Below are 20,521 nucleotides of genomic sequence, written 5' to 3'. Positions count from 1 at the left end.
ATCTAGGACGCACAGATGGCAAGCTCCACCACCAAATCTGCCTTTTGGCAAGGCTTTCGCGACAGCGCGCCGTTTCTCTTCATGGCCTCGCCCTTCGGTTTCCTGTTCGGGGTGCTCGCCGCCGAGGCCGGGTTGATCGTACCGGAAGCCTTTGCATTTTCGCTGGCAGTCTTTGCCGGCGCCGCCCAGTTTACCGCGTTGCAGCTGATGCAGGAGAATGCGCCGCTGCTGATCGTTCTGGTATCGGCGCTGGCGGTGAACCTGCGGATGGCGATGTATTCCGCCTCGCTGACGCCCTACCTTGGCGATGCGCCCATGTGGCAGCGAGCACTGGCGGCCTATTTCGTGGTCGATCAGTCCTATGCGCTGTCGATCGTGAAATTCGAAAACGAGCCGCGAATGACCACCGCGCAGCGCATGGCCTATTTCCTGGGCACCAATGGCATCGTCACCCCGGCCTGGGTGATTGCGACCGTGGCCGGGGTCATGGCGGGCAGCCGCATCCCTGAGAGCTGGGGCGTGGATTTCGTACTGCCGCTGGCGTTCCTGACGATGATCGGGCCGATGCTGCGCACCCCGGCGCATATCGTGGCCTGCCTGGTGGCGGTCGCGACATCCCTGCCCGCGGCGATGCTGCCCTACAACCTGGGTCTGATCGTTGCAGGGATCGCTGGCATGATTGCCGGGGCGCAGGCAGAATTGTGGCTGGAGCGACAGAAATCGAAGGCGGAGACCCTGAAATGAGCAGCATCCCCAACCCGGTCCTTTGGACCGTCATCGCCGGACTGGCGCTTGGCAGCTATGCGCTGCGCTTCGTGTTTCTGGGTTTCATGGGGGGACGCCCGATTGCGCCCTGGCTGATGCGGCATCTTCGCTATACCGCGGTTGCGGTGCTGCCCGCGCTGGTGGCGCCGCTGGTGGTCTGGCCTGCCCCGACCGACGGCACACCGAGCCTGATCCATTTCGCGGCCGCGGCCGCGACCTTCACGGTCGGCTATGTGACCCGCAACGTGCTGTATGCGCTGGCTGCGGGCGGCGTGTCATTGCTGTTACTGTATCTCGCCGCATGACGCGCTGCGCGCCGGGCCGCCCCATCAGTTGACGGTGGCGGCCAGCTCGGCGTTGCTGCGGGCGATCCCGTCCTTGAGATCGGCGCTGTCGTCTTCGTAATAGCGGGTGGTGCGCACGCCCGGCAAAGTGGCAAACTGCTCCGCCAGTTTTTCCGGGTAGAAGGTGCGTTCAACGGATTCGAACCCCGGGATCCGCTGCAGGATCGCCGCCGTAGCCTGGGCACAGAAGGCCCCCGGCACCCGACCGTTGGTCACCGCCAGCTGATAGGCCTGCTGGGCCTGCTCCGGCGTGACCTCAACCTCCTGAACCATCACGTGGAAGGTGCTGCGCGCGTGCGACCCGCGGTAGGCCTTTTCCACCGCCGGGGTGATCCCGTAGAGCACGTCGTTCCGCTCCGGCACCACTGGGGCGTAGAAAGAGCCCGCAGGATCGAAGATCACCCGCTCGGAGGCATTGATCATCAACGAGGTGTGACCGCCCCTGCCGGTGCGGTTGTTGATCATCGTATAAAGAGTGAGCTTGGGCGGGCCGGGGTGGCGATAGGCCACCTGCGCCAGCGTTGCGGCGTCCGCATTGGGTTGCTGCGGCGCAGCACAGCCCGCGAGCGCCAGCAGCGCCGCGCCAAGACACAGCAGTTTGCGCATCGGCACCGTCCTTGGATCAGGAGATCAGGTTGCGAAGATCGCCAGGAACAGCGCGAAGAAGACCAGCGCGATGCAGGAGCGGGTGATGAAAGTCAAAAACCCTGCATAGACCTTTTCCTGAGTGGTGATGTCCATGGAGCCGTGCTGATGTTCAGCCATGTGCGTATCCCTCAAAATTCGCGTGCGTTTTGCCGCTGATTACTGGATTTGGCCCGGGCTGTCACCACGTCATTCCGGCGCAGCTGCCACAAATCGCCGCCCCGGCACGAGCTGACAGGGGCCAGTGGGCCACAATTGCCACCGAGCAGCGTCGAGCTGGCCGTTGCGGCCAGCCCTGCCGCCGCGTTGGCGCGAATCGGACGCGCCTCAGACCGCGTCCAGATCGGACGCCAGCCGGAAGCCGATCCGGTTTGCCGGTTCCGCCTGCCGCAGCTTGGGCACCGCGCGCAGCATGACGTTGAGCTGGCTGACATGCTGCACCAGCTGTGTCTTGGTGCCGTTGGCCTCGCTGCCGTAGAAGGTGATGATGTCGGGATCGAAATAGCCGATGCCCTCGATCCGCAGCACGCCGGCGTCGCCACCGGCAAAGCCCATGGCGACTTCGTGTTCGCTGTCCAGCTGCTTCTCGAAATTCTGGATGTAGAGGATCAGCCGTTCATACGCCCAGCGCGACGCGCTTTTGGTGGCATCCGGCTGCTGCAGGCGTTCCGGTACCTTGGTCAGCCCGGCGCAGGCCTCGGGATCGGCGTGGACCTCGTGCACGCAGGGCAGGATCGCGGCCTCGGCCGCCTCGGCGCTGGTTGAAATTTCGTTGTCCATGCTTCCCCCCGATGGTGATGTCGCCCGAAGGTGCGTTACCCCCGGTTCTGGTAGAGCCAGGCGCCGTCCTCGCGTTTCCAGCGGGTCACCTGACCAATGTGGTACAGGTGATTTACATGGGCCACCGACTCGACCAGTGCAAGGCCGTATTCCCCTTCGCCAATCGTGCGCTTGAACAGAACGGAGAAGCAATCCGCGGCGGTGCGGGGCTGGTTCAGATGCTCGCGCAGCCGTTCCAGCGCGCCGTGGTGATTGCCGATCAGCTGCTGCATCCGGAGCGGCAGGCGTGAGAACGGCAGCTTGTGCCCGCCCAGCGCCAGGTGCTCGGGGCGCGCCAGCGGCGCCAGCCGCTCGCAGGCCTCCAGCCACTCGCCCAGCGGATCGGCCATCGGCTCGGTGGCATAGACGCCGATGTTGGGGCTGATGGTCGACAGGATCTGGTCGCCGGTCAGCACCAGGTTGTCATCGCGGCTCCAGAACGTGGCATGTTCAGGCGCGTGGCCGTTGCCGATATGCACGTCCCAGTCGCGACCGCCCATGCGGATCACGTCATCCTGCCGGATGCGGGTAAAGCCCAGCGGCATGGGATGCACGGTGTCGGCGAAATTGAAGGGGCGCTCAGCCGCGCGCTTGTCGTAGAACGCGCGGTCCATGCCCGCACTGCGATAAAAGGCGAGTGTTTCCTCCGGCCAGGCTTCCTGCACATCCAGCGTCAGCATGCGGGCAAACAGCCAGGCAGTGCGGGTGGTGACCAGCTCGGCCCCGTGCGCGCGCTGGAACCAGCCCGCGAGGCCGATGTGATCGGGATGGTGGTGGGTCACCACCACCCGGCGCACCGGCTTGCCGCCCAGCGGGCCGGTCATGAGCCGCTCCCAGATCGCGCGGCTGCGGCGGCTGTTCATGCCGGTATCAATCACCGTCCAACCGTCGCCGTCATCAAGCGCATAGACGTTGACGTGATCGAGCTTCATCGGCAGCGGCAGGCGCATCCACAGCACACCTTCGGCCACCTCGATCGCCTCCCCCTCGGCCGGGGGGTCCTGCCAGGGGGTGCGCGGGGCGACGTCGGGAACGCTGGTCATCGGGCTTACCCTGCCAGCTCGTCCAGGCTCAGAGCGAAGGCCCCTTCCGCCCCGGCCTGTGCATGGGCCAGCAGGCCAGCGTGTTCGGGCAGCATCCGGTTGATGTAGAAGCGCGCCAGTTTCTCGCGCGCGCCGCCCGGATCGGCCATCGCGGCGGCGAGGTGGTAGTGACCGCCCAGAACCCGGGCAAAGGCCTTGAGGAACGGCACCGCTCCGGCAAACCGGTCCTGCAGGTCTTTCTGGGCCACCAGCCATTCGCTGGCCTCGCGCAGGGATTCGCAGGCCTGCCAGACAGCTTCGGCCATGTTGGGGTGGCTGGCGCGGGCGCGTTCGGCCTGCTCTTCGATTTCCTCCATCAGGGCAAAGGCGGCTTCACCCCCGTCCATCATCTTGCGCGCCACGAGGTCCATTGCCTGGATGCCGTTGGTGCCTTCGTAGATCGCGGTCACCCGCACATCACGGTAGAACTGCGCGGCGCCGGTTTCCTCGATGAAGCCCATGCCGCCGTGCACCTGCACCCCGGTTTCCGCCACCCGGATGCCGGTGTCGGTGCCAAAGGCCTTGGCGATCGGCGTGAGGAAAGCGGCCCGCGCGGCCCAGACCGCGTCCCCGGTGGCCGTCTGCATGTCGATGGCCTGCGCACAGGCCAGCAGGATGGCGCGGGAGGCAAACAGATCGGCCTTCATTTCCATCAGCATGCGGCGCACATCGGCGTGGTCGGCAATAACGCCGCTGGCGGATTTGCCCTGCTTGCGCTCCAGCGCATAGGCCAGCGCCTGCTGGTAGGCCCCTTCGCCCGCGCCAACACCCTGGCCGCCAACCCCCAGCCGCGCGTTGTTCATCATGGTGAACATCGCCGCCATGCCGCCGTGCTCCTTGCCGACCAGCCAGCCGGTGGCGCCGTCATATTGCATCACGCAGGTGGGCGAGCCGTGCAGGCCCATCTTGTGCTCCAGGCTGACCACCTTCAGATCGTTGGCCTTGCCCGGATTGCCGTCGGCATCGGGCAGGTATTTCGGCACCATGAACAGCGAGATGCCCTTGGTCCCCGGCACGCCGTCGGGCAGTCGCGCCAGCACCAGGTGGCAGACGTTCTCGCAGAAGTCATTGTCACCCCAGGAGATGAAGATCTTCTGCCCCGTCACCGCGTAGGTGCCATCGCCATTCGCCACCGCCTTGGAGCTGAGCGCGCCAACGTCGGAACCGGCCTGCGGCTCGGTCAGGTTCATGGTGCCCGACCATTCGCCCGAAATCAGCTTGGGCAGGTACAGTTCCTTCAGCGCATCCGAGGCGTGGTGCTCCAGCGCCTCGATCTGGCCCTGGCTCATCAGCGGAGCGAGCTGCAACGACAGGCAGGCCCCCGCCATCATCTCGTTCACCGCGGTCGCCAGGGTCAGTGGCAGCCCCATGCCGCCATATTCCTCTGGCGCGCTGATGCCGATCCAGCCCCCTTCGGCAATCGCCTTGTAACCCTCGGCAAACCCGGGAGAGGTCCGCAGCACCCCGTTTTCCAGGCGGGCCGGCGTCAGATCCCCGTCGCGCTGCAACGGAGCCATCACGCCGTCACACATCTTGCCTGCCTCGGTCAGGATGGCGCTGACGACATCCGCAGTTGCATCGGCAAAGCGGTCGGTCGCGGCGATCCGGTCGTAGCCGGCAACATGTTTCAGCAGAAATTCATACTCGGCAACGGGGGAACGGAAGGTCATGGCGCATCCTTTGGTGGTCTGGACGGGTCGTTTGCATCGGGCGGTCTTGGCATCCCCGAGCCGGCCCATTAAGGTCTGGGGCTTGATCGATTACCTACCCGCCCCCCCGTTTCAAGCAACCAAAACGCCGCGTCACACGCAATGCCCCAGTTGAGCACCGAAATTCTTGCCGCCGACGGCCCCGGCTTCGCCCGCGCAACCGAGCTGCTGCGCCAGGGCGCGCTGGTCGCCTTCCCCACCGAAACGGTCTATGGGCTCGGCGCGGATGCGCGGCAGGGGCAGGCCGTGGCCGCGATCTATGAGGCCAAGGGGCGGCCCAGCTTCAACCCGCTGATCGCCCATGTGCATTCCGCCGAGGCCGCGCAGCGTTACGTGCGCTGGAATGACCTGGCCGAGCGGCTGGCGCAGGCCTTCTGGCCGGGGCCGCTGACATTGGTTCTGCCGCTGCGCGACGGGCACGGGATTTCACCGCTGGTGACGGCAGGTCTGGAAACGCTGGGGCTGCGCGTGCCTGCGCATCCGGCTGGTCAGGCCCTGTTGCAGGCACTGGACGGGCCGGTTGCGGCGCCTTCGGCCAATCCCTCCGGCCGGATCAGCCCGACCACCGCGGCGCATGTTGCCGGAGGACTGGGCGGCCGCATCGCCGCCATCCTCGATGACGGTGCCTGCGGCGTCGGGCTGGAATCCACCATCATCGGCCTCGCCGGGCCAGAGCCGATGCTGTTGCGGCCCGGCGGGCTGGCGGCGGAGGAGATCGAAGCGGTGCTGGGCCGGAAACTGGTGATGCGCAACGTTCACGACCCGCTGACCGCGCCGGGCCAGCTGCTGTCGCATTACGCCCCCGGCGCCTCGGTGCGCCTGAACGCCAGCACCGCGGCCCCGGGCGAGCTGTATCTGGGCTTTGGCCCCATGGGCAATGCGCAGACCTGCGACCTCAACCTGTCGGAAACCGGTGATCTGGCCGAGGCCGCGGCCAACCTGTTTGGCCATCTGCACCGGCTGGATGCGCTGGGACAGCCCATCGCGGTGGCACCGATCCCGGATCACGGACTGGGCGCGGCCATCAACGACCGCCTGCGCCGTGCCGCCGCACCACGAGACTGAATAGACGGCGCGCAGGCGCGACTGGATCCCGGTAGCCGCGATCATTGGCGGAGGCCACAGGCCAGGACAACAGGCGAAACCGCCGCCTGCCCGCTCTCAATTCACCCGGCCCCTCTCGGACTGGGATGGGAGCGCCGTGCGCAGCACGGCGCCGGGCCCAACCTTTGCCCGGTCATCTCTGATGACTGGGTCAAAGGGCGGGAGCCCGTGTTTCTGTCGGGGTCCGGCCCGCAAACCGGGCCAATCGGCGTTTTGGGTGAAAGACGCTCCGGATGCGCCTGCGGCGACCGCGGTCAGGCATGACCTGCGCTGGCCGACAGGTTCAGCGGATCAACGCCCAGCGTCTTCAGCGCCGCGCCCCATTTGCTGTCATCCGCCAGGGTAAAGACCAGCTCGGGGCTCGCCTCGGCCGTCAGCCAGCCATTCATGGCGATTTCCGACTCCAGCTGTCCCGGTCCCCAGCCGGCGTATCCCAACAAGACCAGAAGGTCGCGCGGTCCCTTGCCTTGGGCGATATCTTCCAGCACGTCCAGCGTCGCGGTCATCGAGAAGCCGCCAGACACCTTCAACGAGCTGACGTCTGATTCGTAATCCGGCGAGTGCAGCACGAAGCCGCGCTGGGTCTCGACCGGACCACCAAAGCGCACCGGCAGCGTGGCGGCAGAGCTGGCCTCGCCCCCCATCTCGAGCTGTTCCAGCAGATCGCCCAATACCACACCATCGGCTGGCTTGTTGACGATCAGCCCCATGGCACCTTCTTCCCCATGCGAGCACAGGAAGATCACCGAATGTTCGAACCGGGGGTCGCCAATTCCGGGCATTGCAATCAAGAGCTTGCCAGTAAGATCCATGACCGTCCATCTTTCTGCTGCGTTCTCCCACCATGCCGCCCAGCCCGCCGGCACGCAAGGGGCGCATCGGCGCGCGGCCGCCAACTCTCCGGCAAAATTGCCGCAAACACAGCACGATGACTGCAACGTGACTTGGCAAACCCCGCCGCGCGGCGCATGTATCCGGGCATGAGACAACGACTTTCATCCGTCGCAACCGCGCTGGCAGTGGCCGCTGCGCTGGCCTGCGGCCTCTTTGGCCTTGGTGCCACCGCGCGCGCCGGAACCGGGGAAATCGTGCGGGTCGAGGTGCTGGACGGCGGCACCACCGCGCGCGGCACGCTGCAGGCGGCACTGCGGATCACCTTGCAGCCGGGCTGGAAAACCTACTGGCGGGCGCCAGGCGATGCGGGCATTCCGCCGACCTTCTCCTGGCGGGGTGCGCGCAACCTCGGCGCGGTCGCCTTCACCTGGCCGACGCCCGAGATTTTCCTGACCTCTGGCTTTCGCACCATCGGCTATCACGACCAGCTGGTGCTGCCGGTTGAGGTGACGCCACAGACCCCGGGCAAGCCGGTGCGCCTGAAGGGGCGGATGGAACTGGGTGTCTGCAAGGATGTCTGCGTGCCCGCAGACGTGCGCTTTGACCACCAGCTTGATCCGGGCGCGCCGCGCCACCCGGCGATAGCCGCCGCCCTGGCCAGCCGCCCCTGGTCGGCCAGCGAGGCGGGCGTGCGCGCCGCCACCTGCAGCCTGCGCCCCACCAAATACGGCATGCAGGTCACCGCCCGCATCACCATGCCCTCGGCCGGTGGCGAGGAGATCGCGGTGATCGAACCCGGCAGCCCCACCCTGCACGCCGGGGAAACCAAGACGCGGCGCGAGGGCAACCGGCTGATCGCACAGACAGAATTTCTGCCTGCCGAGGGCCGCGCCTATGCCATCGATCGCTCGAAACTTCGGATCACGGTGCTGGGCCGCGACCACGCGGTGGACATCCGCGGCTGTGACGCCGGATGAGTCGACGCATGCCCGAGGCCAAGTCCCTGCCCACCGTGGACGCAACCCCCGAGCCCCTGCCCGATCCAGTCGTGAAACGCCCGGTTCTGGGGGCCATCGCAGTGGTGTGCCACCGGATTGACGGGCAGGATCACGTCATCCTGGTGCAGCGCGGCAAAGCGCCCAACGCGGGCTGGTGGGGCTTTCCGGGCGGGCACGTGGAATTGGGAGAAACCGCGCTGGAGGCGGCGGCCCGGGAGCTTCTGGAGGAAACCGGCGTCCAAGCGCGGCCAGTCGAATACCTGACCAACATTGACGTGATTGCCCGGGACGCGGACGGCGCAGCACAGCAGCAATACCTGCTGTGCGTGGTGCTCTGCGAATATCTGCACGGCACCCCGGCACCGGAAGATGACGCCAAGCAGGCCGAATGGATCCCGGTGGCAGAGATCGCCACCCGCGGGCTGCAACTTCTGGACCAGGTGCCGGAAGTCGCGCTGGCAGTTCAGGCGCGCTGGCGCGAGCTGGCCCGCAACGCCAACCCGCCGACAAGGTAGGTCAGCAGCGCCAGAACCAGCGCCCCGAGGACAAAGGCCAGCAGCCCCGCCCGCACCGGCTCCATCGCTGCCAGCGATGGCAGCGACCGCAGGGCCGGATGCAGCGCACCGGTGGCCATCGGCCAGCCCAGCGCCAGAACCAGCCAGCCCAGTTGCACCATCGCAGCCCCCGTAATCAGCCAGCGTAGCCGCCCGGCACCGCGTCGCAGGGCGCGCCGGAAGGAGGTCACCGGTCGGCTGAGATCGCGCTGCACCGCCACCAGGGCAGGCACCACGAGAAGCACGAGGAACATGCCGAAGCCCAGACCGTAGACCAGGGTAATCACCGTGGGTTTCAGGAACTGCGCCTGCTGCGAGCGCTCGAACAACAAGGGCGCCAGCCCCAGCACCGTGGTCATCGTGGTCAACATCACCGGGCGCAGCCGGTCCGCCGCCGCGTCGATGATCGAGGGAATCAGCCCGCGGTCCCTGGCGTATTCGTCGATGGTCGTCACCAGCACGATGGAATCATTGATGATGATGCCGGTCATGCCGAGAAGCCCGACCACCGTGAACATGCTCAGCGGCACCTCCCACATGTAGTGGCCCCAGATGGTCCCCACCAGGCCGAAGGGGATGATCGCCATCACCACCAGCGGCCGGGTCCAGCTGGCAAAGATCCAGGACAGCACTAGGTAGATGCCGGTCAGGCACAGCACCAGCCCGGTGCCTGCCTCCTGCAGGAAGGTCTGTTCCTGCTCGGCCAGACCGGACAGCCGCCAGTCCACCTGCCGTTCACTGGCGATCTGCGGCAGGATTTCCTGCTGCAGCGCCTGCATCACCGCCTCGGCGCGGGCGGGGTCATCCTCGGAGATGTCACCGGTCACACTGATCACCCGCACGCCGTTTTCGCGCCGCACGGTGGAAAATCCGCTGCGCCGCTCGACCGAGACGATGTCAGCGAGGGGCACGTAAATGCCGCTGGGGGCGCGCATCAGGGTGCGTTCCAGGAAATCAGCGGTGAGCTCGCCCTCCGGCAGCTCGACCCTAATGGTGGCGCTGCGCGGCCCATCCGGGTAGGTCGCGGCCTCGATCCCGTTCAGCCGCGCCCGCAGCGCCTGACCCAGGCTGCCGATGGTAAAGTTGAGCGCCTGCCCCTGCGGGGTCAGGTCCAGGATCAGCTCTTCCTTGTCATAGGCGAGGTTGTCCTCGACCGCGGATACCTCGGGGAAGCGCAGCAGCGCGGTCTTCAGATCCTCGGAAGCGTTTTTCAGCACCTGCACGTCAGCGCCGGAAAACTGAACGTCCAGCGCGTCCCCCCCCGGCCCGGAACGCCAGCCGCGGAAGGAGACTGTCTCGACCAGCGGGTGGCGCACCACTCGCTCCTGCAGTTCCGCAACGAAGGCAAAGCTGGAATAAGGGCGCAGGTCAGCCTCGATCAGCTCGATCGAGATGCCGCCAAGGAGATCGGCTTCCTTGGCTTCGACGCCGGACAGCCCACGCCCGCTGTTCCCGCCGACCTCGGCCATCACGAAGGCCAGCGGATTGCGGCCATACCGCGCCTCATACTCGGCGCCCAGCGCCTCGGTCGCGCGCTGCATCTCCTGCATCATCGCCAGCGAGTCGGCACGAGTGGCGCCCTCGACCATGGCGAAATTGCCGGTGACGGACCCGCGTTCCGGCGCATTGAAGAAGCGCCATTTCACGTCGCCGTTGATGAACAGGGCCGCCTGGCTCGCCAGCACCGCCAGTGCCCCCGCCAGCACCGCGTAGCGCGCCCGCACCACCAGCGCCATCAGCGGGCGGAAGCCATGGTCGCGCAGCCAGCGAAAGCCGCGGTTCACCATCCGGTTGGGCCAGTCGTACCAGTGCCGCGCCTGCGCGTGGGTCAGCGCATGGGCGAGGTGGTTGGGCAGGATCAGGAAACATTCCACCAGCGAGGCCGCCAGCACCGCGATGACGGTGAAGGGGATGTCGCGGATCAGCTCACCAAAGCGCCCCCCCACCGACACCAGGCCAAAGAAGGCAATGATGGTGGTCAGTGTCGCCGCAAAAACCGGCATCGCCATGCGGCGGGCGGCGTTCTCGGCGGCCTCGACCGGGCTTTCGCCCAGGCGGCGCACGCGGAAGTCAGCATGCTCCCCCACCACGATGGCATCATCCACCACGATCCCCAGCGTGATGATGAGACCAAAGAGGCTGATCATGTTGATGGTGATGCCCGCGGCATACATCAGCGCCACGGCGGCAAACATCGCCGCCGGGATCCCTGCCGCAACCCAGAAGGCGATGCGGGTGTTCAGGAACAGGAACAGCAGGCACATCACCAGCCCCAGCCCCGCCAACCCGTTGTCGACCAGGATATCCAACCGGTCAGTGATCGCCTGCGCCCGGGTGCGGATCAGCTCGGCGGTTACCCCCTGCGGCAGGCTGGCCTGCAACTGGTCCACCACCTCCTGCACCTGCGCCTGCAAGCGGATCGCATTGCCCTGGTCCGAGCGGTCGACACGGATCGACATCGCCGGATTGTCACCGACAAAGTAGGAGCGGTTGCGGTCGACACCTTCGACCCGTAGCTGCGCCACACCGCCAACAGTCAGCACCGAGCCATCGGCATTGGTGCGCAGCACGATGGACGCCAGCTGATCGGGTTTGCGTTTCTCGCTGCCGGTGCGGACCCGGGCATTGGCGCCGCTGATGTCGCCTGCCGGGTCGGCATCGACCTCGGCGGCGATGGCATCGGCGATTTCGCGCATGGTGATGTCATGGGTAATCAGGCTGGCGGTGGGCACCTCGACGATGGTTTCGGGCGCCGCCACGCCGCGGATGGTGGTGCGGGTCACCCCGGCCTCGAACAGGCGCACGACCAGCTCATCGGCGAACTGCCCCAGCTGCCCCGGCGCCACCGGGCCGGAGATCACCACGTCTGTCACCCGATCTCGCCAGGCGCCCCGGCGCACGCTGGGCTCCTCGGCCTCCTCCGGCAGCGTGGTGACGCCATCCACGGCAGATTGCACGTCATCGGCAGCCTGCCCCATATCGGTGCCCGGCTCGAATTCCAGCGTCAGCGTGGCGCTGCCCTCGCGCGAGGTGGAGGTGGTTTCCTCGACCCCGTCCACCGCGAGCAGCACCGGTTCCAGCACCTGCACGATGGCGCTGTCGACATCCTCCGGGCCTGCCCCTTCCCATTCCACGGAGACGGTGACGCTTTCGACGATCACATCGGGAAAGAACTGCGCCCGCATGTTGGGGATCGCCATGCCCCCCAGCACCAGCATCAGCACCAGCATCAGGTTGGCGGCGGTGCGATGGCGGGTGAAGTAGCTGAACAGCCCGCGGGCGGTGTGCGGCAGATCGCGGACCATCGGGATCAGCCTCCCATCCGCGATTCAATGCGGCTGACAAGCCCCGCTGGCACCCGTGCCGCGGCCAGTTTCTGCAGCATCTGCTGCTTTTCCTCCGACGGCATCGTGCCACTGGCCTCGACAAAGGCCACCAGCCGGGCGCGGCGCTCGTCGCTGAGTTCGATCAGATCCGGCAGGTCCGGACGCGCCTGCGCCTCGGCGCCCTGGCGCAGCGGGCGGACCTTGATGCCCGCCCCAAGCAGCGGCGTGCGCCCGGTGACCACCGCGCGCCCGGCGAGACCGGCCCCGCGGATCAGCACGTCGTCGCCCTGGCGGCGCACCAGCTCCACCGGCAATGCCTCCAGCCGGTTGTCGGCATCCAGCACCAGCACGCTGCCATCCGCGCCCAGCGCCGAAGCCGGGACGCGGGCCACGCCCGCGACTTCCGGCTCGGTCACCCGCACGGTGACGAAATCACCCGGTTTGAACCCCGGCGCGGCGTCGAGTTCGGCGTAGATCAGTCGCCCGGTCTGCCCATCGCCCGCCGCGCCGCTGGCGCGCGTGATCCGACCTGTGGCGCTGAGCCCGGCACCGGCGGCATCCAGCGTCACCCGCACCGGCGCTGTCAGCACCCGCCCCTCGGCATCCAGCAGCCGGGCATATTGCGCGGTAGACACACGAAAGGCGACCTCGAGCAGGTCTGGGTCGACGAGTTCGGCCAGTTTTTCATTGGCCGACACCAGCCGCCCCTGCACCAGGTTGACGCCCTGCAGGGTACCGCTGAAACCGGCGGTGATGGTGGTATCCTCAAGGTCGCGGCGGGCCTCGTCCAGCGCGATCTCGGCGCGCGCCACCCGGGTGGCGGCCTGGTCGGCGCGGGCCTCGGCCTGGCTGACGGCCTGACGGCGCGAGATCACCGCCTGGCGGGCCTGCACCGCCGCCAGCTCGGCGGTTTCAACGGTGGCGGCGGTGCCGACGCCACGTGCCTGCAGATCCTGCTGACGCTGGAACGCCCGCTCGCGCAGTTGCGCCTGATCCTGCGCCGCCTGCAGCTCGTCCTGCGCCAGGATCAGCGCCCGGCCGGCGTCGCGTTCCTCGGCGCGGGCGTCCATCATGTCGGCCTCGGCGCGGTCCAAGGCGGCCTGCGCGTCCGCCGGGTCAATCTGCACCAGCACTTCGCCCGCGCGCACGCTGCCGCCTTCGACGAAGCCCTCCGCCAACTGCACCACCCGCCCCGAGGTGGCGGTGCGCAGCTCGAGCGTCCGGCGGCTCTCGATACGGCCAAAGGCGGTCAGCTCCGGGGCCACGGTCTGCATCTGCGCGGTGACGACATTCACCGCGAACACCCGCTCGCGCGCCGGTGGCGCGGTGCGTTCGGCCCCCAGCCGCGATTGCACCGCGTCAACAATCAGCTGCGCGGCAAAGATCAGCAGGGCCGCCGTCACCGCCACCAGCAAAAGGCCTGTCACACTCTGCCGCAAAAAGCGCATCTTCAAATCCTTCCGGTGGCGGTTGCTTCCGGGGCCGCCGCATTGCTGTGCCTGGGCGCGAACGCCTTGAACCCGCTTGCAAACATACCGTTTTGCGCAGGGGTTTTCGAGCTTACACGCAAGCCACCGTCATTTCCGACGCAGATGTTCGTCCAATCTGGGCATTATTTCCACGAAATTGCAGGGCCGGTGCCGGTAATCGAGCTGTTTGCAGAGGATCTCGTCCCAGCCGTCCTTGCAGGCGCCGGGGCTGCCGGGCAGCGCAAACAGATAGGTGCCCCCCGCGACGCCGCCCGTGGCACGCGACTGCACCGCGCTGGTGCCGATCTTCTGCATCGAGACGATGGTGAAGACGGTGCCGAAGGCCTCGATCTCCTTTTCGTAAACGTCGCGATGCGCCTCGACCGTGACATCGCGCCCGGTCAGACCGGTGCCGCCGGTCGAAATCACCACATCAACCTTGGGGTCAGCCACCCAGGCACGCAGCTGCGCCGCGATCTCCGCGCGCTCATCCGGGATGATCTTGCGATCCGCCAGCACATGGCCTGCGTCGCGCAGCCGGTCCACCAGCACCTGGCCGGAGCGGTCGTCCTCCAGTCGGCGGCTGTCGGAGACCGTCAGCACGGCGATGCGTACCGGGATGAACTCCCGCGTTTCGTCGATCCGGGACATGAGCGTCACACCTTTTCCATGATGGCCAGCCGTACCGCCAGCGCTGCAAAAATCGTTCCCGACACCCCGCCGAGCCAGCGGGCAAAGACCGGCGAACCCGTCAGCTTGCGCCCGGCCTGCCCGGCAAAAAGACCGACCAGCCCGTTGATGATGAAACCGCCCAGCGACAGCACCGCGCCGTAGATCAGGAACTGGCCGAACACCGGCCCGGCTTCGGGCACCACGAACTGCGGGATGAAGGCCAGCACGAAGAGGATCACCTTGGGGTTCGTCAGGTTCACGATGAACCCCGCCCGGAACGCCCGCGCCGCGGGCACCGGCACTCCGTCCGCGGCCACCTGTCGGCCGCGCCACGCGCCCCAGGCCAGATACAGAAGGTAGCCGACACCGACCCAGCGGATCACGTCGAACAGCCCCGGCAGCGCGGCCACCACGGCCCCGAGCCCCAGTCCCGCCAGCACCACATGCACCATGCACCCGGCGGTGATGCCAGCACTGGCCGCCACCGCAGCACCACGCCCCGAGCGCAACCCCTGGCCGAGGCAAAACATCATGTCCGCCCCGGGGGTGAGATTCAGCGCCAGCGCCGCCGGAATGAAGGCCAGCAATGTCAAAAGATCGATCATCTTTCCACCTCGAACCACATCACGCCGGGGCCGAGGTTGACCACCTGCGTTTTTCCGATCCTGCCGCGTTGCCCCCAGCAATCATGCACGTGGCCGCACAACAGCAATTGCGGCTGAATCCGCTCAGCAGCGGCGCGGATCGCGGTGGAACCCACCGAAATCCCGCCGGATGTCACATCGGCAACCCCCTTGGGCGGGGAGTGCGTTATCAGGATATCGGCGGTGTCGCAGCCCGCCAGCATCGCGTCGGCCTCTGCCTCGCTCAGATCGCAGGACCAGCTGCCAAAGGGCGTTTGCGGCACGCCATATCCAAGGCCGAACAGGCGCAGTACTGCGCTCTTTGTCCCCTCACCATGCAGAACCGTTGTCGCGGCAAAGCCCGCAGCGCGCAGCTCCTCGGCGCTTTCGCCATTTCCGGGCACAGCCACCATCGGTGCCTGCAGGTCCGCCAGCATGGCCGCCGCCCGGTCGAGCCCCCGCCGCATGTTGCAGAAATCTCCGGCTCCGATCACCAGATCCGCCTCGGCGCTGGCCGCCACCAGCGCCGAGGCGTGCGGCGCCGACAGGTGCAGGTCGGAAAAGGCGAGGATCTTCATCGGCTCCCCCCGAGATCAGCTGACGGCATCCAGCCGGGCGCGAAGCGCCAGCAGATCCGCCCATGCCAGCCGCTTCTGACGTGGCTGGCGCAACAGGTCGGCCGGATGGTACATGGGCACGACGGGCTTGCCCCACGCCTGCTCCCACTTGCCACGCAGCCGGGACAGCCCCCGTTTGCCAAGCACCGCCTGACAGGCGACATTGCCCATCAGCACCAGCACCTCCGGCTCCGCCAGCGCCACATGCCGCTCCAGGAACGGTGTCAGCATGGCGATCTCCGCAGCCGTCGGGTCGCGCCCCTGAGGCGGGCGCCATGGAAGCACATTGGTCATGTAGACCTGGGCGTCACGTTCAAGATCAATGGCCGCCAGCATCCGTTCCAGAAGCGCCCCCGCCTGCCCCGCGAACGGCAGGCCCGAACGATCCTCCTCGCGGTTGGGCGCATCCCCTATAAGCATCACCCGCGCCCCCGGCGCACCAGCAGAAAAAACCAGGTTGCGGGCGCCGAGTTTCAATTCGCAATGGCTGAAGGCCTCCATCGCCGCGCGCAGGGCGGCCAGGCTGTCGGCAGCGCGCGCCGCCTTGCGCGCCTCCTCGACCGGGTCGACCTCCTTGGGCTTGGGCGGTGGCGCCGGGGCCGCCCCGGGCTTGGGCTTCGGCGCCGGGTCCTCCAGCGCATAGCGATCCACTGGCGCCTCGCACAGGGCATCGGTGGCGCCAAGCTCCACCTGCCACTCCAACAGCGCCCGGGCGCTCCAGTAATCCAATGCCGATTCCATAGGCCCAAGCTACTCCGCCCCGCCCCCGAGCGGAACACCTCTCGGCCCCCTCACCCCAACTTTCAACCCCTTCACCTTTTTGGAAATACTCCGGGGAGCGCGAGGGGCCGGCCCCTCGCCTGCGCGCGCGGCGCAAACTGCCGCAGCGCTTGCCGCACGCAGCCGCCCCGCCTATAACAAGCCGCAAATCACGCGGAGCCGCCCCCATGTCCTTTGAACACCGCCACCTGCTTGGCATCGAGCCGCTGAAGCCGCACGAAATCACCGCGATTCTCGATCTTGCCGACGAATACGTGGCGCTGAACCGCCGCCCGGAAAAGCACTCCGACGTGCTGGCGGGGCTGACCCAGATCAACATGTTCTTCGAGAATTCCACCCGCACCCAAGCCTCATTCGAACTGGCGGGAAAACGGCTGGGCGCGGATGTGATGAACATGGCGATGCAGGCCTCCTCGATCAAGAAGGGCGAGACGCTGATCGACACCGCGATGACGCTGAACGCGATGCACCCGGATCTTTTGGTGGTGCGGCATCCGCATTCCGGTGCGGTGGATCTGTTGGCGCAGAAGGTGAACTGCGCGGTGCTGAACGCCGGCGACGGCAAGCATGAGCACCCGACACAGGCGCTGCTGGACGCGCTGACCATCCGCCGCTCGAAGGGCCGTCTGCACCGGCTGAACATCGCGATCTGCGGCGACATTGCGCATTCCCGCGTGGCGCGGTCGAACCTGATCCTGCTGGGCAAGATGGAAAACCGCATCCGCCTGATCGGCCCGCCGACGCTGGTGCCCGGCCAGTTCGCCGAGTTCGGCGCCGAGATCTATGACGACATGCGCGAAGGTCTGAAGGACGTTGACGTGGTGATGATGCTGCGGTTGCAGAAAGAGCGGATGGACGGCGGCTTCATCCCCTCCGAGCGCGAGTACTACCACCGCTATGGCCTCGACGCCGAGAAGCTGGCGCTGGCCAAGCCCGATGCCATCGTCATGCACCCCGGCCCGATGAACCGCGGCGTGGAGATTGACGGCACGCTCGCCGATGACATCAACCGCTCGGTCATCCAGGAGCAGGTGGAAATGGGCGTTGCGGTGCGGATGGCGGCAATGGACCTTCTGGCGCGCAACCTGCGGGCGGAGCGCCAGGCAAAAGCGGGGTGACCTCATGACCGACGTAATCCATATCCCGGCAGGCGAGCGCGGCGTCGTGCGGCTGTTTGCGCTGGACATGCGCCCCGAGCAGGCGATGTTCCTCAAGGAGCCCGGCGCGCTGGCGCAGGTGCTGGGAATTGAAAACATCGACCTGGAGCAGGTGGAGATCTTCCCGGTCAGCGACCTGGAGGACATCGGCCTCGCAGGCTACCTGCGCGAAGGGCTGGGGGTGCCGTCCGAGCAGATCGAGGCCGACCGTGACAGGCTGGACGCGCTGGAGGGCCATGTGCTGCTGATCCGCTCCCGCGCCTTTGACGGGCGCGAAACCCGGCTGACACCGGCCAGCCAGATCACCCTGATCGGCAGCTACGGCGAGCGCGCCACCGACTGGAGCGGCGCCCCGCTGACCGCCGAGAGCGCCAAGCCCAACTCGGCCCCGCCGCTGCCGCCGCGCGAAGCCCGCGCCAAGGCGCAGCGCATCGGCGCAACGCTTTTCGCAATCGGAATGATCCTGATCGCCCTCCTGGTCTGGGCGCTGGCGACGTGACGGCGCACCGGATCTCCAGAAATTCAGTCAAGGTACGCACATGACCACTCTCTTCACCAATGCCCGCCTGATTAATCCCGAAGGCGGCACCGATGCGCCGGGCCAGCTGCTGGTCCGCAACGGCCGCATCGCCGCGGTCGATGCGGCCTCTGACCCGGCGGCGCTGCTGGCGGCGCAGGGCCTGCGCGCCGAAGACGTGACCGTGCAGGACTGCGGCGGCAGGTGCCTGGCGCCGGGGATCGTGGATATCGGCGTCAAGGTCTGCGAGCCGGGCGAGCGGCACAAGGAAAGCTACAAGACCGCGGGCCTCGCGGCGGCGGCGGGCGGGGTCACCACCATCGTCACCCGGCCCGACACCGCCCCCGCGATCGACAGCCCGGAGACGCTGGAGTTCGTCACCCGCCGCGCCCAGGCCGACACGCCGGTGAACGTGCTGCCGATGGCCGCCCTGACAAAGGGGCGCGAGGGGCGCGAGATGACCGAGATCGGCTTTCTGATGGATGCCGGCGCGGTGGCTTTTTCCGACTGCGACCACGTGGTCACCGACACCAAGGTATTCCAGCGGGCGCTGGCCTATGCGCGCTCTTGCGGGGCGCTGGTGATTGCCCACCCGCAGGAGCCGGTGCTGAGCCGCGGCGCCGCTGCCACCAGCGGCAAGTTCGCCGCGCTGTATGGCCTGCCCGCGGTGTCGCCGATGGCCGAACGCATGGGGCTGGACCGCGACATCGCCCTGCTGGAGATGACCGGCGCGAAGTACCACGCCGACCAGATCACCACCGCCCGCGCCCTGCCCGCGCTGGAGCGCGCAAAGGCCAACGGGCTGGACATCACCGCGGGCACCTCGATCCACCATCTGACGCTGAACGAGCTGGACGTGGCGGGCTACCGCAGCTTCTTCAAGGTAAAGCCCCCGCTGCGCGCCGAGGACGACCGGCTGGCGGTGGTCGAAGCGGTGCGCACGGGGCTGATCGACATCATTTCCTCGATGCACACGCCGCAGGACGAGGAAAGCAAGCGCCTGCCGTTCGAGGAAGCCGCCGCCGGGGCGGTGGCGCTGGAAACCCTGCTGCCGGCCGCGCTGCGGCTGTACCATGCCGAGCTGCTGGATCTGCCAACCCTGTTCCGCGCAATGGCCCTGAACCCGGCCAGGCGGCTGGGGCTGGACAGCGGCCGCCTGGCCGTCGACGCGCCTGCCGATCTGGTGCTGTTCGACGCCGATGTGCCGTTTGTGCTGGACCGGTTCAAACTGCGTTCGAAATCGCAGAACACCCCTTATGACGGCCAGCGCATGCAGGGCCGCGTCGAGGCAACATTTGTGGCGGGTGAAGCCGTCTACCGGAGGGACTGATGCCCGTTATCGAAAGCTCTGCCGCCACGCTGCTGCTGTGGGCGCTGATCGGCTACGGCCTTGGCTCGGTGCCGTTCGGCATGGTGGTCACCCGGCTGTTCGGCCTCGGCAACCTGCGCCAGATCGGCTCCGGCAATATCGGCACCACCAATGTGCTGCGCACCGGCAGCAAGACGGCGGCGGCGCTGACCTTGCTGCTGGACGGCGGCAAGGGCGCGGCCGCGGTGCTGCTGGCGCGGGCGCTGGCGGGCGAGGATGCGGCGCAGGCCGCGGGGCTTGCCGCCTTTCTTGGCCATTGTTTCCCGGTCTGGCTGGGGTTCAAGGGCGGCAAGGGCGTGGCCACCTTCCTGGGCCTGATGCTGGCGCTGGCCTGGCCGGTGGGCGTGGCCTGCTGCCTGAGCTGGCTGGCGACCGCGCTGATCAGCCGGATTTCCTCGCTCAGCGCGCTGGTTGCGGCGGCGCTTGCGGTGGTCTGGTCGATCCTGCTGGGCTATCAGTCGGTGGCACTGCTGGCGGCGGTGCTGGCGGCGGTGGTGTTCATCCGCCATTCCGCCAACATCACCCGGCTGCGCACCGGAACCGAGCCGAAAATCGGCCAGAAATGACCCCCGGCGGCGGGCTGGCGGCATTCCTTGCCGCCTTTGACGCCCTGCCGCCAGGAAGTTTCACCGGCACCGCCGAGGGCCGCAGATACCGGGTCAGCCGTCAGGATATGGCCGATGGCAAAGCGCAGAAACTGGTCGCGCATGAGCTGGGCGGCAAGGATTACATCAGCCTGAACCTCTACCGGCTGGCCAGCGGCGCGCGGCTGAAGCCCTGCGAGATGCCGGAGCAAAAGGTGATCCGCTTCGTCCTCGCCCTGCGCGTCACGGGCTGAGCCGCGCCCCGCACGGCGACTGGCCCAAATGCCCTGCACCTCTCTGCTGGGCCTCAGCACATGGAGCACCGCTGGCTGCCCCCGCTTGACGCGGTTCACCTCGCCGATCCGGGGGCCGTACCAACGAGTTCTTGAACCGCGATCTCCCTGCCTTCACGCCCGCGTGTGCGCAGGGGCGCACAGGCCAGCCGCGCCGCTGCACAGACAATTTGAGTTGTTTTGAACGTGATCGCCCGATGCCCCACTTCGGTTGCGTGACCCGCACTGATGCGCGGCACGAACAACAGAACATGTGACCC

22 protein-coding genes are annotated in these 20,521 nt (G+C 67.4%); 10 read left to right on the top strand and 12 right to left on the bottom strand.

The features are described 5' to 3' along the window. The first annotated feature begins 15 nt into the window (after window positions 1-15). Window positions 16-744, top strand: coding sequence for an AzlC family ABC transporter permease (locus AB9K35_RS18800; RefSeq protein WP_369928466.1), 729 nt, complete (start codon window positions 16-18; stop codon window positions 742-744). Beyond that, window positions 741-1,070 (top strand): AzlD domain-containing protein, encoded by a 330-nt coding sequence (locus AB9K35_RS18795; RefSeq protein WP_369928464.1) that lies wholly within the window; start codon window positions 741-743, stop codon window positions 1,068-1,070. Before AB9K35_RS18800 ends, AB9K35_RS18795 begins: the two co-directional genes overlap by 4 nt. 24 nt (window positions 1,071-1,094) lie before the next feature. On the opposite strand, the gene AB9K35_RS18790 is transcribed toward AB9K35_RS18795, so the two are convergent. The 5 genes from AB9K35_RS18790 to AB9K35_RS18770 form a co-directional block, all read right to left on the bottom strand. Further along, window positions 1,095-1,715, bottom strand: coding sequence for a hypothetical protein (locus AB9K35_RS18790; protein ID WP_369928462.1), 621 nt, complete (start codon window positions 1,713-1,715; stop codon window positions 1,095-1,097). A gap of 24 nt (window positions 1,716-1,739) precedes the next feature. Then, window positions 1,740-1,874 (bottom strand): aa3-type cytochrome c oxidase subunit IV, encoded by a 135-nt coding sequence (locus AB9K35_RS18785; protein WP_222456336.1) that lies wholly within the window; start codon window positions 1,872-1,874, stop codon window positions 1,740-1,742. A 207-nt stretch (window positions 1,875-2,081) separates the two neighbouring features. Next, window positions 2,082-2,534: a DUF6173 family protein gene (locus tag AB9K35_RS18780; RefSeq protein ID WP_222456337.1), complete on the bottom strand. Its 453-nt coding sequence runs from the start codon at window positions 2,532-2,534 to the stop codon at window positions 2,082-2,084. Between the two features lie 35 nt (window positions 2,535-2,569). Then, a complete protein-coding gene (locus AB9K35_RS18775) occupies window positions 2,570-3,616 on the bottom strand; it encodes an MBL fold metallo-hydrolase (RefSeq protein ID WP_369928459.1) in 1,047 nt (348 codons plus the stop codon). Window positions 3,617-3,621: 5 nt separating this feature from the next. Next, window positions 3,622-5,325, bottom strand: coding sequence for an acyl-CoA dehydrogenase (locus tag AB9K35_RS18770; protein ID WP_369928457.1), 1,704 nt, complete (start codon window positions 5,323-5,325; stop codon window positions 3,622-3,624). Between the two features lie 141 nt (window positions 5,326-5,466). Here AB9K35_RS18770 and AB9K35_RS18765 point away from each other — a divergent pair, with 141 nt between their 5' ends. Then, a complete protein-coding gene (locus tag AB9K35_RS18765) occupies window positions 5,467-6,429 on the top strand; it encodes an L-threonylcarbamoyladenylate synthase (protein WP_369928455.1) in 963 nt (320 codons plus the stop codon). A 293-nt stretch (window positions 6,430-6,722) separates the two neighbouring features. Here the strand turns inward: AB9K35_RS18765 and AB9K35_RS18760 are convergent, their stop codons facing one another. Continuing rightward, on the bottom strand, window positions 6,723-7,280 hold the full coding sequence (locus tag AB9K35_RS18760) for a YqgE/AlgH family protein (protein ID WP_369928453.1): 558 nt from the start codon (window positions 7,278-7,280) through the stop codon (window positions 6,723-6,725). 168 nt (window positions 7,281-7,448) lie between these two features. On the opposite strand from AB9K35_RS18760, the gene AB9K35_RS18755 reads away from it, so the two are divergent. Both AB9K35_RS18755 and AB9K35_RS18750 read left to right on the top strand, forming a co-directional pair. Next, entirely contained in the window at window positions 7,449-8,279 is an 831-nt protein-coding gene (locus AB9K35_RS18755) for a protein-disulfide reductase DsbD domain-containing protein (protein ID WP_369928451.1), read from the top strand. Window positions 8,280-8,287: 8 nt separating this feature from the next. Then, window positions 8,288-8,815 carry an NUDIX hydrolase gene (locus AB9K35_RS18750; RefSeq protein WP_369928449.1) on the top strand — a complete coding sequence of 176 codons (528 nt, stop codon included), beginning with the start codon at window positions 8,288-8,290 and terminating at the stop codon, window positions 8,813-8,815. On the opposite strand, the gene AB9K35_RS18745 is transcribed toward AB9K35_RS18750, so the two are convergent. From AB9K35_RS18745 to AB9K35_RS18720, 6 genes are all read right to left on the bottom strand, one after another. Further along, window positions 8,764-12,159, bottom strand: coding sequence for an efflux RND transporter permease subunit (locus AB9K35_RS18745; protein ID WP_369928447.1), 3,396 nt, complete (start codon window positions 12,157-12,159; stop codon window positions 8,764-8,766). The genes AB9K35_RS18750 and AB9K35_RS18745 overlap by 52 nt on opposite strands. 5 nt (window positions 12,160-12,164) lie before the next feature. Next, window positions 12,165-13,628: an efflux RND transporter periplasmic adaptor subunit gene (locus AB9K35_RS18740; RefSeq protein WP_369928445.1), complete on the bottom strand. Its 1,464-nt coding sequence runs from the start codon at window positions 13,626-13,628 to the stop codon at window positions 12,165-12,167. Window positions 13,629-13,757: 129 nt separating this feature from the next. Beyond that, window positions 13,758-14,300: a molybdenum cofactor biosynthesis protein B gene (gene moaB / locus AB9K35_RS18735; RefSeq protein WP_369928442.1), complete on the bottom strand. Its 543-nt coding sequence runs from the start codon at window positions 14,298-14,300 to the stop codon at window positions 13,758-13,760. A 5-nt stretch (window positions 14,301-14,305) separates the two neighbouring features. Further along, window positions 14,306-14,926, bottom strand: a complete 621-nt coding sequence (locus AB9K35_RS18730; protein WP_369928440.1) for a LysE family translocator — start codon at window positions 14,924-14,926, stop codon at window positions 14,306-14,308. After that, a complete protein-coding gene (locus AB9K35_RS18725; protein ID WP_369928438.1) occupies window positions 14,923-15,522 on the bottom strand; it encodes a metallophosphoesterase family protein in 600 nt (199 codons plus the stop codon). Before AB9K35_RS18725 ends, AB9K35_RS18730 begins: the two co-directional genes overlap by 4 nt. Before the next feature lie 15 nt (window positions 15,523-15,537). Beyond that, window positions 15,538-16,302: a uracil-DNA glycosylase gene (locus tag AB9K35_RS18720; RefSeq protein WP_222456349.1), complete on the bottom strand. Its 765-nt coding sequence runs from the start codon at window positions 16,300-16,302 to the stop codon at window positions 15,538-15,540. Window positions 16,303-16,508: 206 nt separating this feature from the next. Here AB9K35_RS18720 and AB9K35_RS18715 point away from each other — a divergent pair, with 206 nt between their 5' ends. From AB9K35_RS18715 to AB9K35_RS18695, 5 genes are read left to right on the top strand one after another with little or no spacing between them, the layout of a single operon-like run. After that, the gene (locus AB9K35_RS18715; protein WP_369928436.1) at window positions 16,509-17,459 is read left to right on the top strand and encodes an aspartate carbamoyltransferase catalytic subunit; all 951 of its coding nucleotides are present in this window, start codon (window positions 16,509-16,511) and stop codon (window positions 17,457-17,459) included. Window positions 17,460-17,463: 4 nt separating this feature from the next. Beyond that, window positions 17,464-17,997: a hypothetical protein gene (locus AB9K35_RS18710; protein WP_369928434.1), complete on the top strand. Its 534-nt coding sequence runs from the start codon at window positions 17,464-17,466 to the stop codon at window positions 17,995-17,997. A gap of 40 nt (window positions 17,998-18,037) precedes the next feature. Then, window positions 18,038-19,345 carry a dihydroorotase gene (gene pyrC / locus AB9K35_RS18705; RefSeq protein WP_369928432.1) on the top strand — a complete coding sequence of 436 codons (1,308 nt, stop codon included), beginning with the start codon at window positions 18,038-18,040 and terminating at the stop codon, window positions 19,343-19,345. Continuing rightward, a complete protein-coding gene (gene plsY / locus AB9K35_RS18700) occupies window positions 19,345-19,950 on the top strand; it encodes a glycerol-3-phosphate 1-O-acyltransferase PlsY (RefSeq protein ID WP_222456353.1) in 606 nt (201 codons plus the stop codon). Before pyrC ends, plsY begins: the two co-directional genes overlap by 1 nt. Continuing rightward, complete coding sequence (locus tag AB9K35_RS18695) at window positions 19,947-20,222, top strand: hypothetical protein (RefSeq protein WP_369928429.1); 276 nt, start codon at window positions 19,947-19,949, stop codon at window positions 20,220-20,222. The genes plsY and AB9K35_RS18695 overlap by 4 nt, the downstream gene beginning before the upstream one ends. Window positions 20,223-20,521: the final 299 nt, after the last annotated feature.

The sequence above is a fragment of the Leisingera sp. XS_AS12 genome (assembly GCF_041224635.1).
GTDB lineage: Bacteria > Pseudomonadota > Alphaproteobacteria > Rhodobacterales > Rhodobacteraceae > Leisingera.
The sequence above is the reverse complement of the archived record's forward strand: the minus strand, read 5'-3'. Positions and strand labels throughout refer to the sequence as shown.

Bases quoted from the DNA above. Each gene is read 5' to 3' on its own strand.
- plsY (WP_222456353.1), top strand. From the start codon at position 19,345: ATGCCCGTTATCGAAAGCTCTGCCGCCACGCTGCTGCTGTGGGCGCTG.
- AB9K35_RS18745 (WP_369928447.1), bottom strand. From the start codon at position 12,159: ATGGTCCGCGATCTGCCGCACACCGCCCGCGGGCTGTTCAGCTACTTC.
- AB9K35_RS18695 (WP_369928429.1), top strand. From the start codon at position 19,947: ATGACCCCCGGCGGCGGGCTGGCGGCATTCCTTGCCGCCTTTGACGCC.
- AB9K35_RS18730 (WP_369928440.1), bottom strand. From the start codon at position 14,926: ATGATCGATCTTTTGACATTGCTGGCCTTCATTCCGGCGGCGCTGGCG.
- AB9K35_RS18740 (WP_369928445.1), bottom strand. From the start codon at position 13,628: ATGCGCTTTTTGCGGCAGAGTGTGACAGGCCTTTTGCTGGTGGCGGTG.
- AB9K35_RS18775 (WP_369928459.1), bottom strand. From the start codon at position 3,616: ATGACCAGCGTTCCCGACGTCGCCCCGCGCACCCCCTGGCAGGACCCC.
- AB9K35_RS18755 (WP_369928451.1), top strand. From the start codon at position 7,449: ATGAGACAACGACTTTCATCCGTCGCAACCGCGCTGGCAGTGGCCGCT.
- AB9K35_RS18790 (WP_369928462.1), bottom strand. From the start codon at position 1,715: ATGCGCAAACTGCTGTGTCTTGGCGCGGCGCTGCTGGCGCTCGCGGGC.
- AB9K35_RS18780 (WP_222456337.1), bottom strand. From the start codon at position 2,534: ATGGACAACGAAATTTCAACCAGCGCCGAGGCGGCCGAGGCCGCGATC.
- AB9K35_RS18750 (WP_369928449.1), top strand. From the start codon at position 8,288: ATGCCCGAGGCCAAGTCCCTGCCCACCGTGGACGCAACCCCCGAGCCC.
- AB9K35_RS18710 (WP_369928434.1), top strand. From the start codon at position 17,464: ATGACCGACGTAATCCATATCCCGGCAGGCGAGCGCGGCGTCGTGCGG.
- AB9K35_RS18760 (WP_369928453.1), bottom strand. From the start codon at position 7,280: ATGGATCTTACTGGCAAGCTCTTGATTGCAATGCCCGGAATTGGCGAC.
- AB9K35_RS18770 (WP_369928457.1), bottom strand. From the start codon at position 5,325: ATGACCTTCCGTTCCCCCGTTGCCGAGTATGAATTTCTGCTGAAACAT.
- AB9K35_RS18720 (WP_222456349.1), bottom strand. From the start codon at position 16,302: ATGGAATCGGCATTGGATTACTGGAGCGCCCGGGCGCTGTTGGAGTGG.
- AB9K35_RS18785 (WP_222456336.1), bottom strand. From the start codon at position 1,874: ATGGCTGAACATCAGCACGGCTCCATGGACATCACCACTCAGGAAAAG.
- AB9K35_RS18765 (WP_369928455.1), top strand. From the start codon at position 5,467: ATGCCCCAGTTGAGCACCGAAATTCTTGCCGCCGACGGCCCCGGCTTC.
- AB9K35_RS18725 (WP_369928438.1), bottom strand. From the start codon at position 15,522: ATGAAGATCCTCGCCTTTTCCGACCTGCACCTGTCGGCGCCGCACGCC.
- AB9K35_RS18715 (WP_369928436.1), top strand. From the start codon at position 16,509: ATGTCCTTTGAACACCGCCACCTGCTTGGCATCGAGCCGCTGAAGCCG.
- AB9K35_RS18795 (WP_369928464.1), top strand. From the start codon at position 741: ATGAGCAGCATCCCCAACCCGGTCCTTTGGACCGTCATCGCCGGACTG.
- AB9K35_RS18800 (WP_369928466.1), top strand. From the start codon at position 16: ATGGCAAGCTCCACCACCAAATCTGCCTTTTGGCAAGGCTTTCGCGAC.
- moaB (WP_369928442.1), bottom strand. From the start codon at position 14,300: ATGTCCCGGATCGACGAAACGCGGGAGTTCATCCCGGTACGCATCGCC.
- pyrC (WP_369928432.1), top strand. From the start codon at position 18,038: ATGACCACTCTCTTCACCAATGCCCGCCTGATTAATCCCGAAGGCGGC.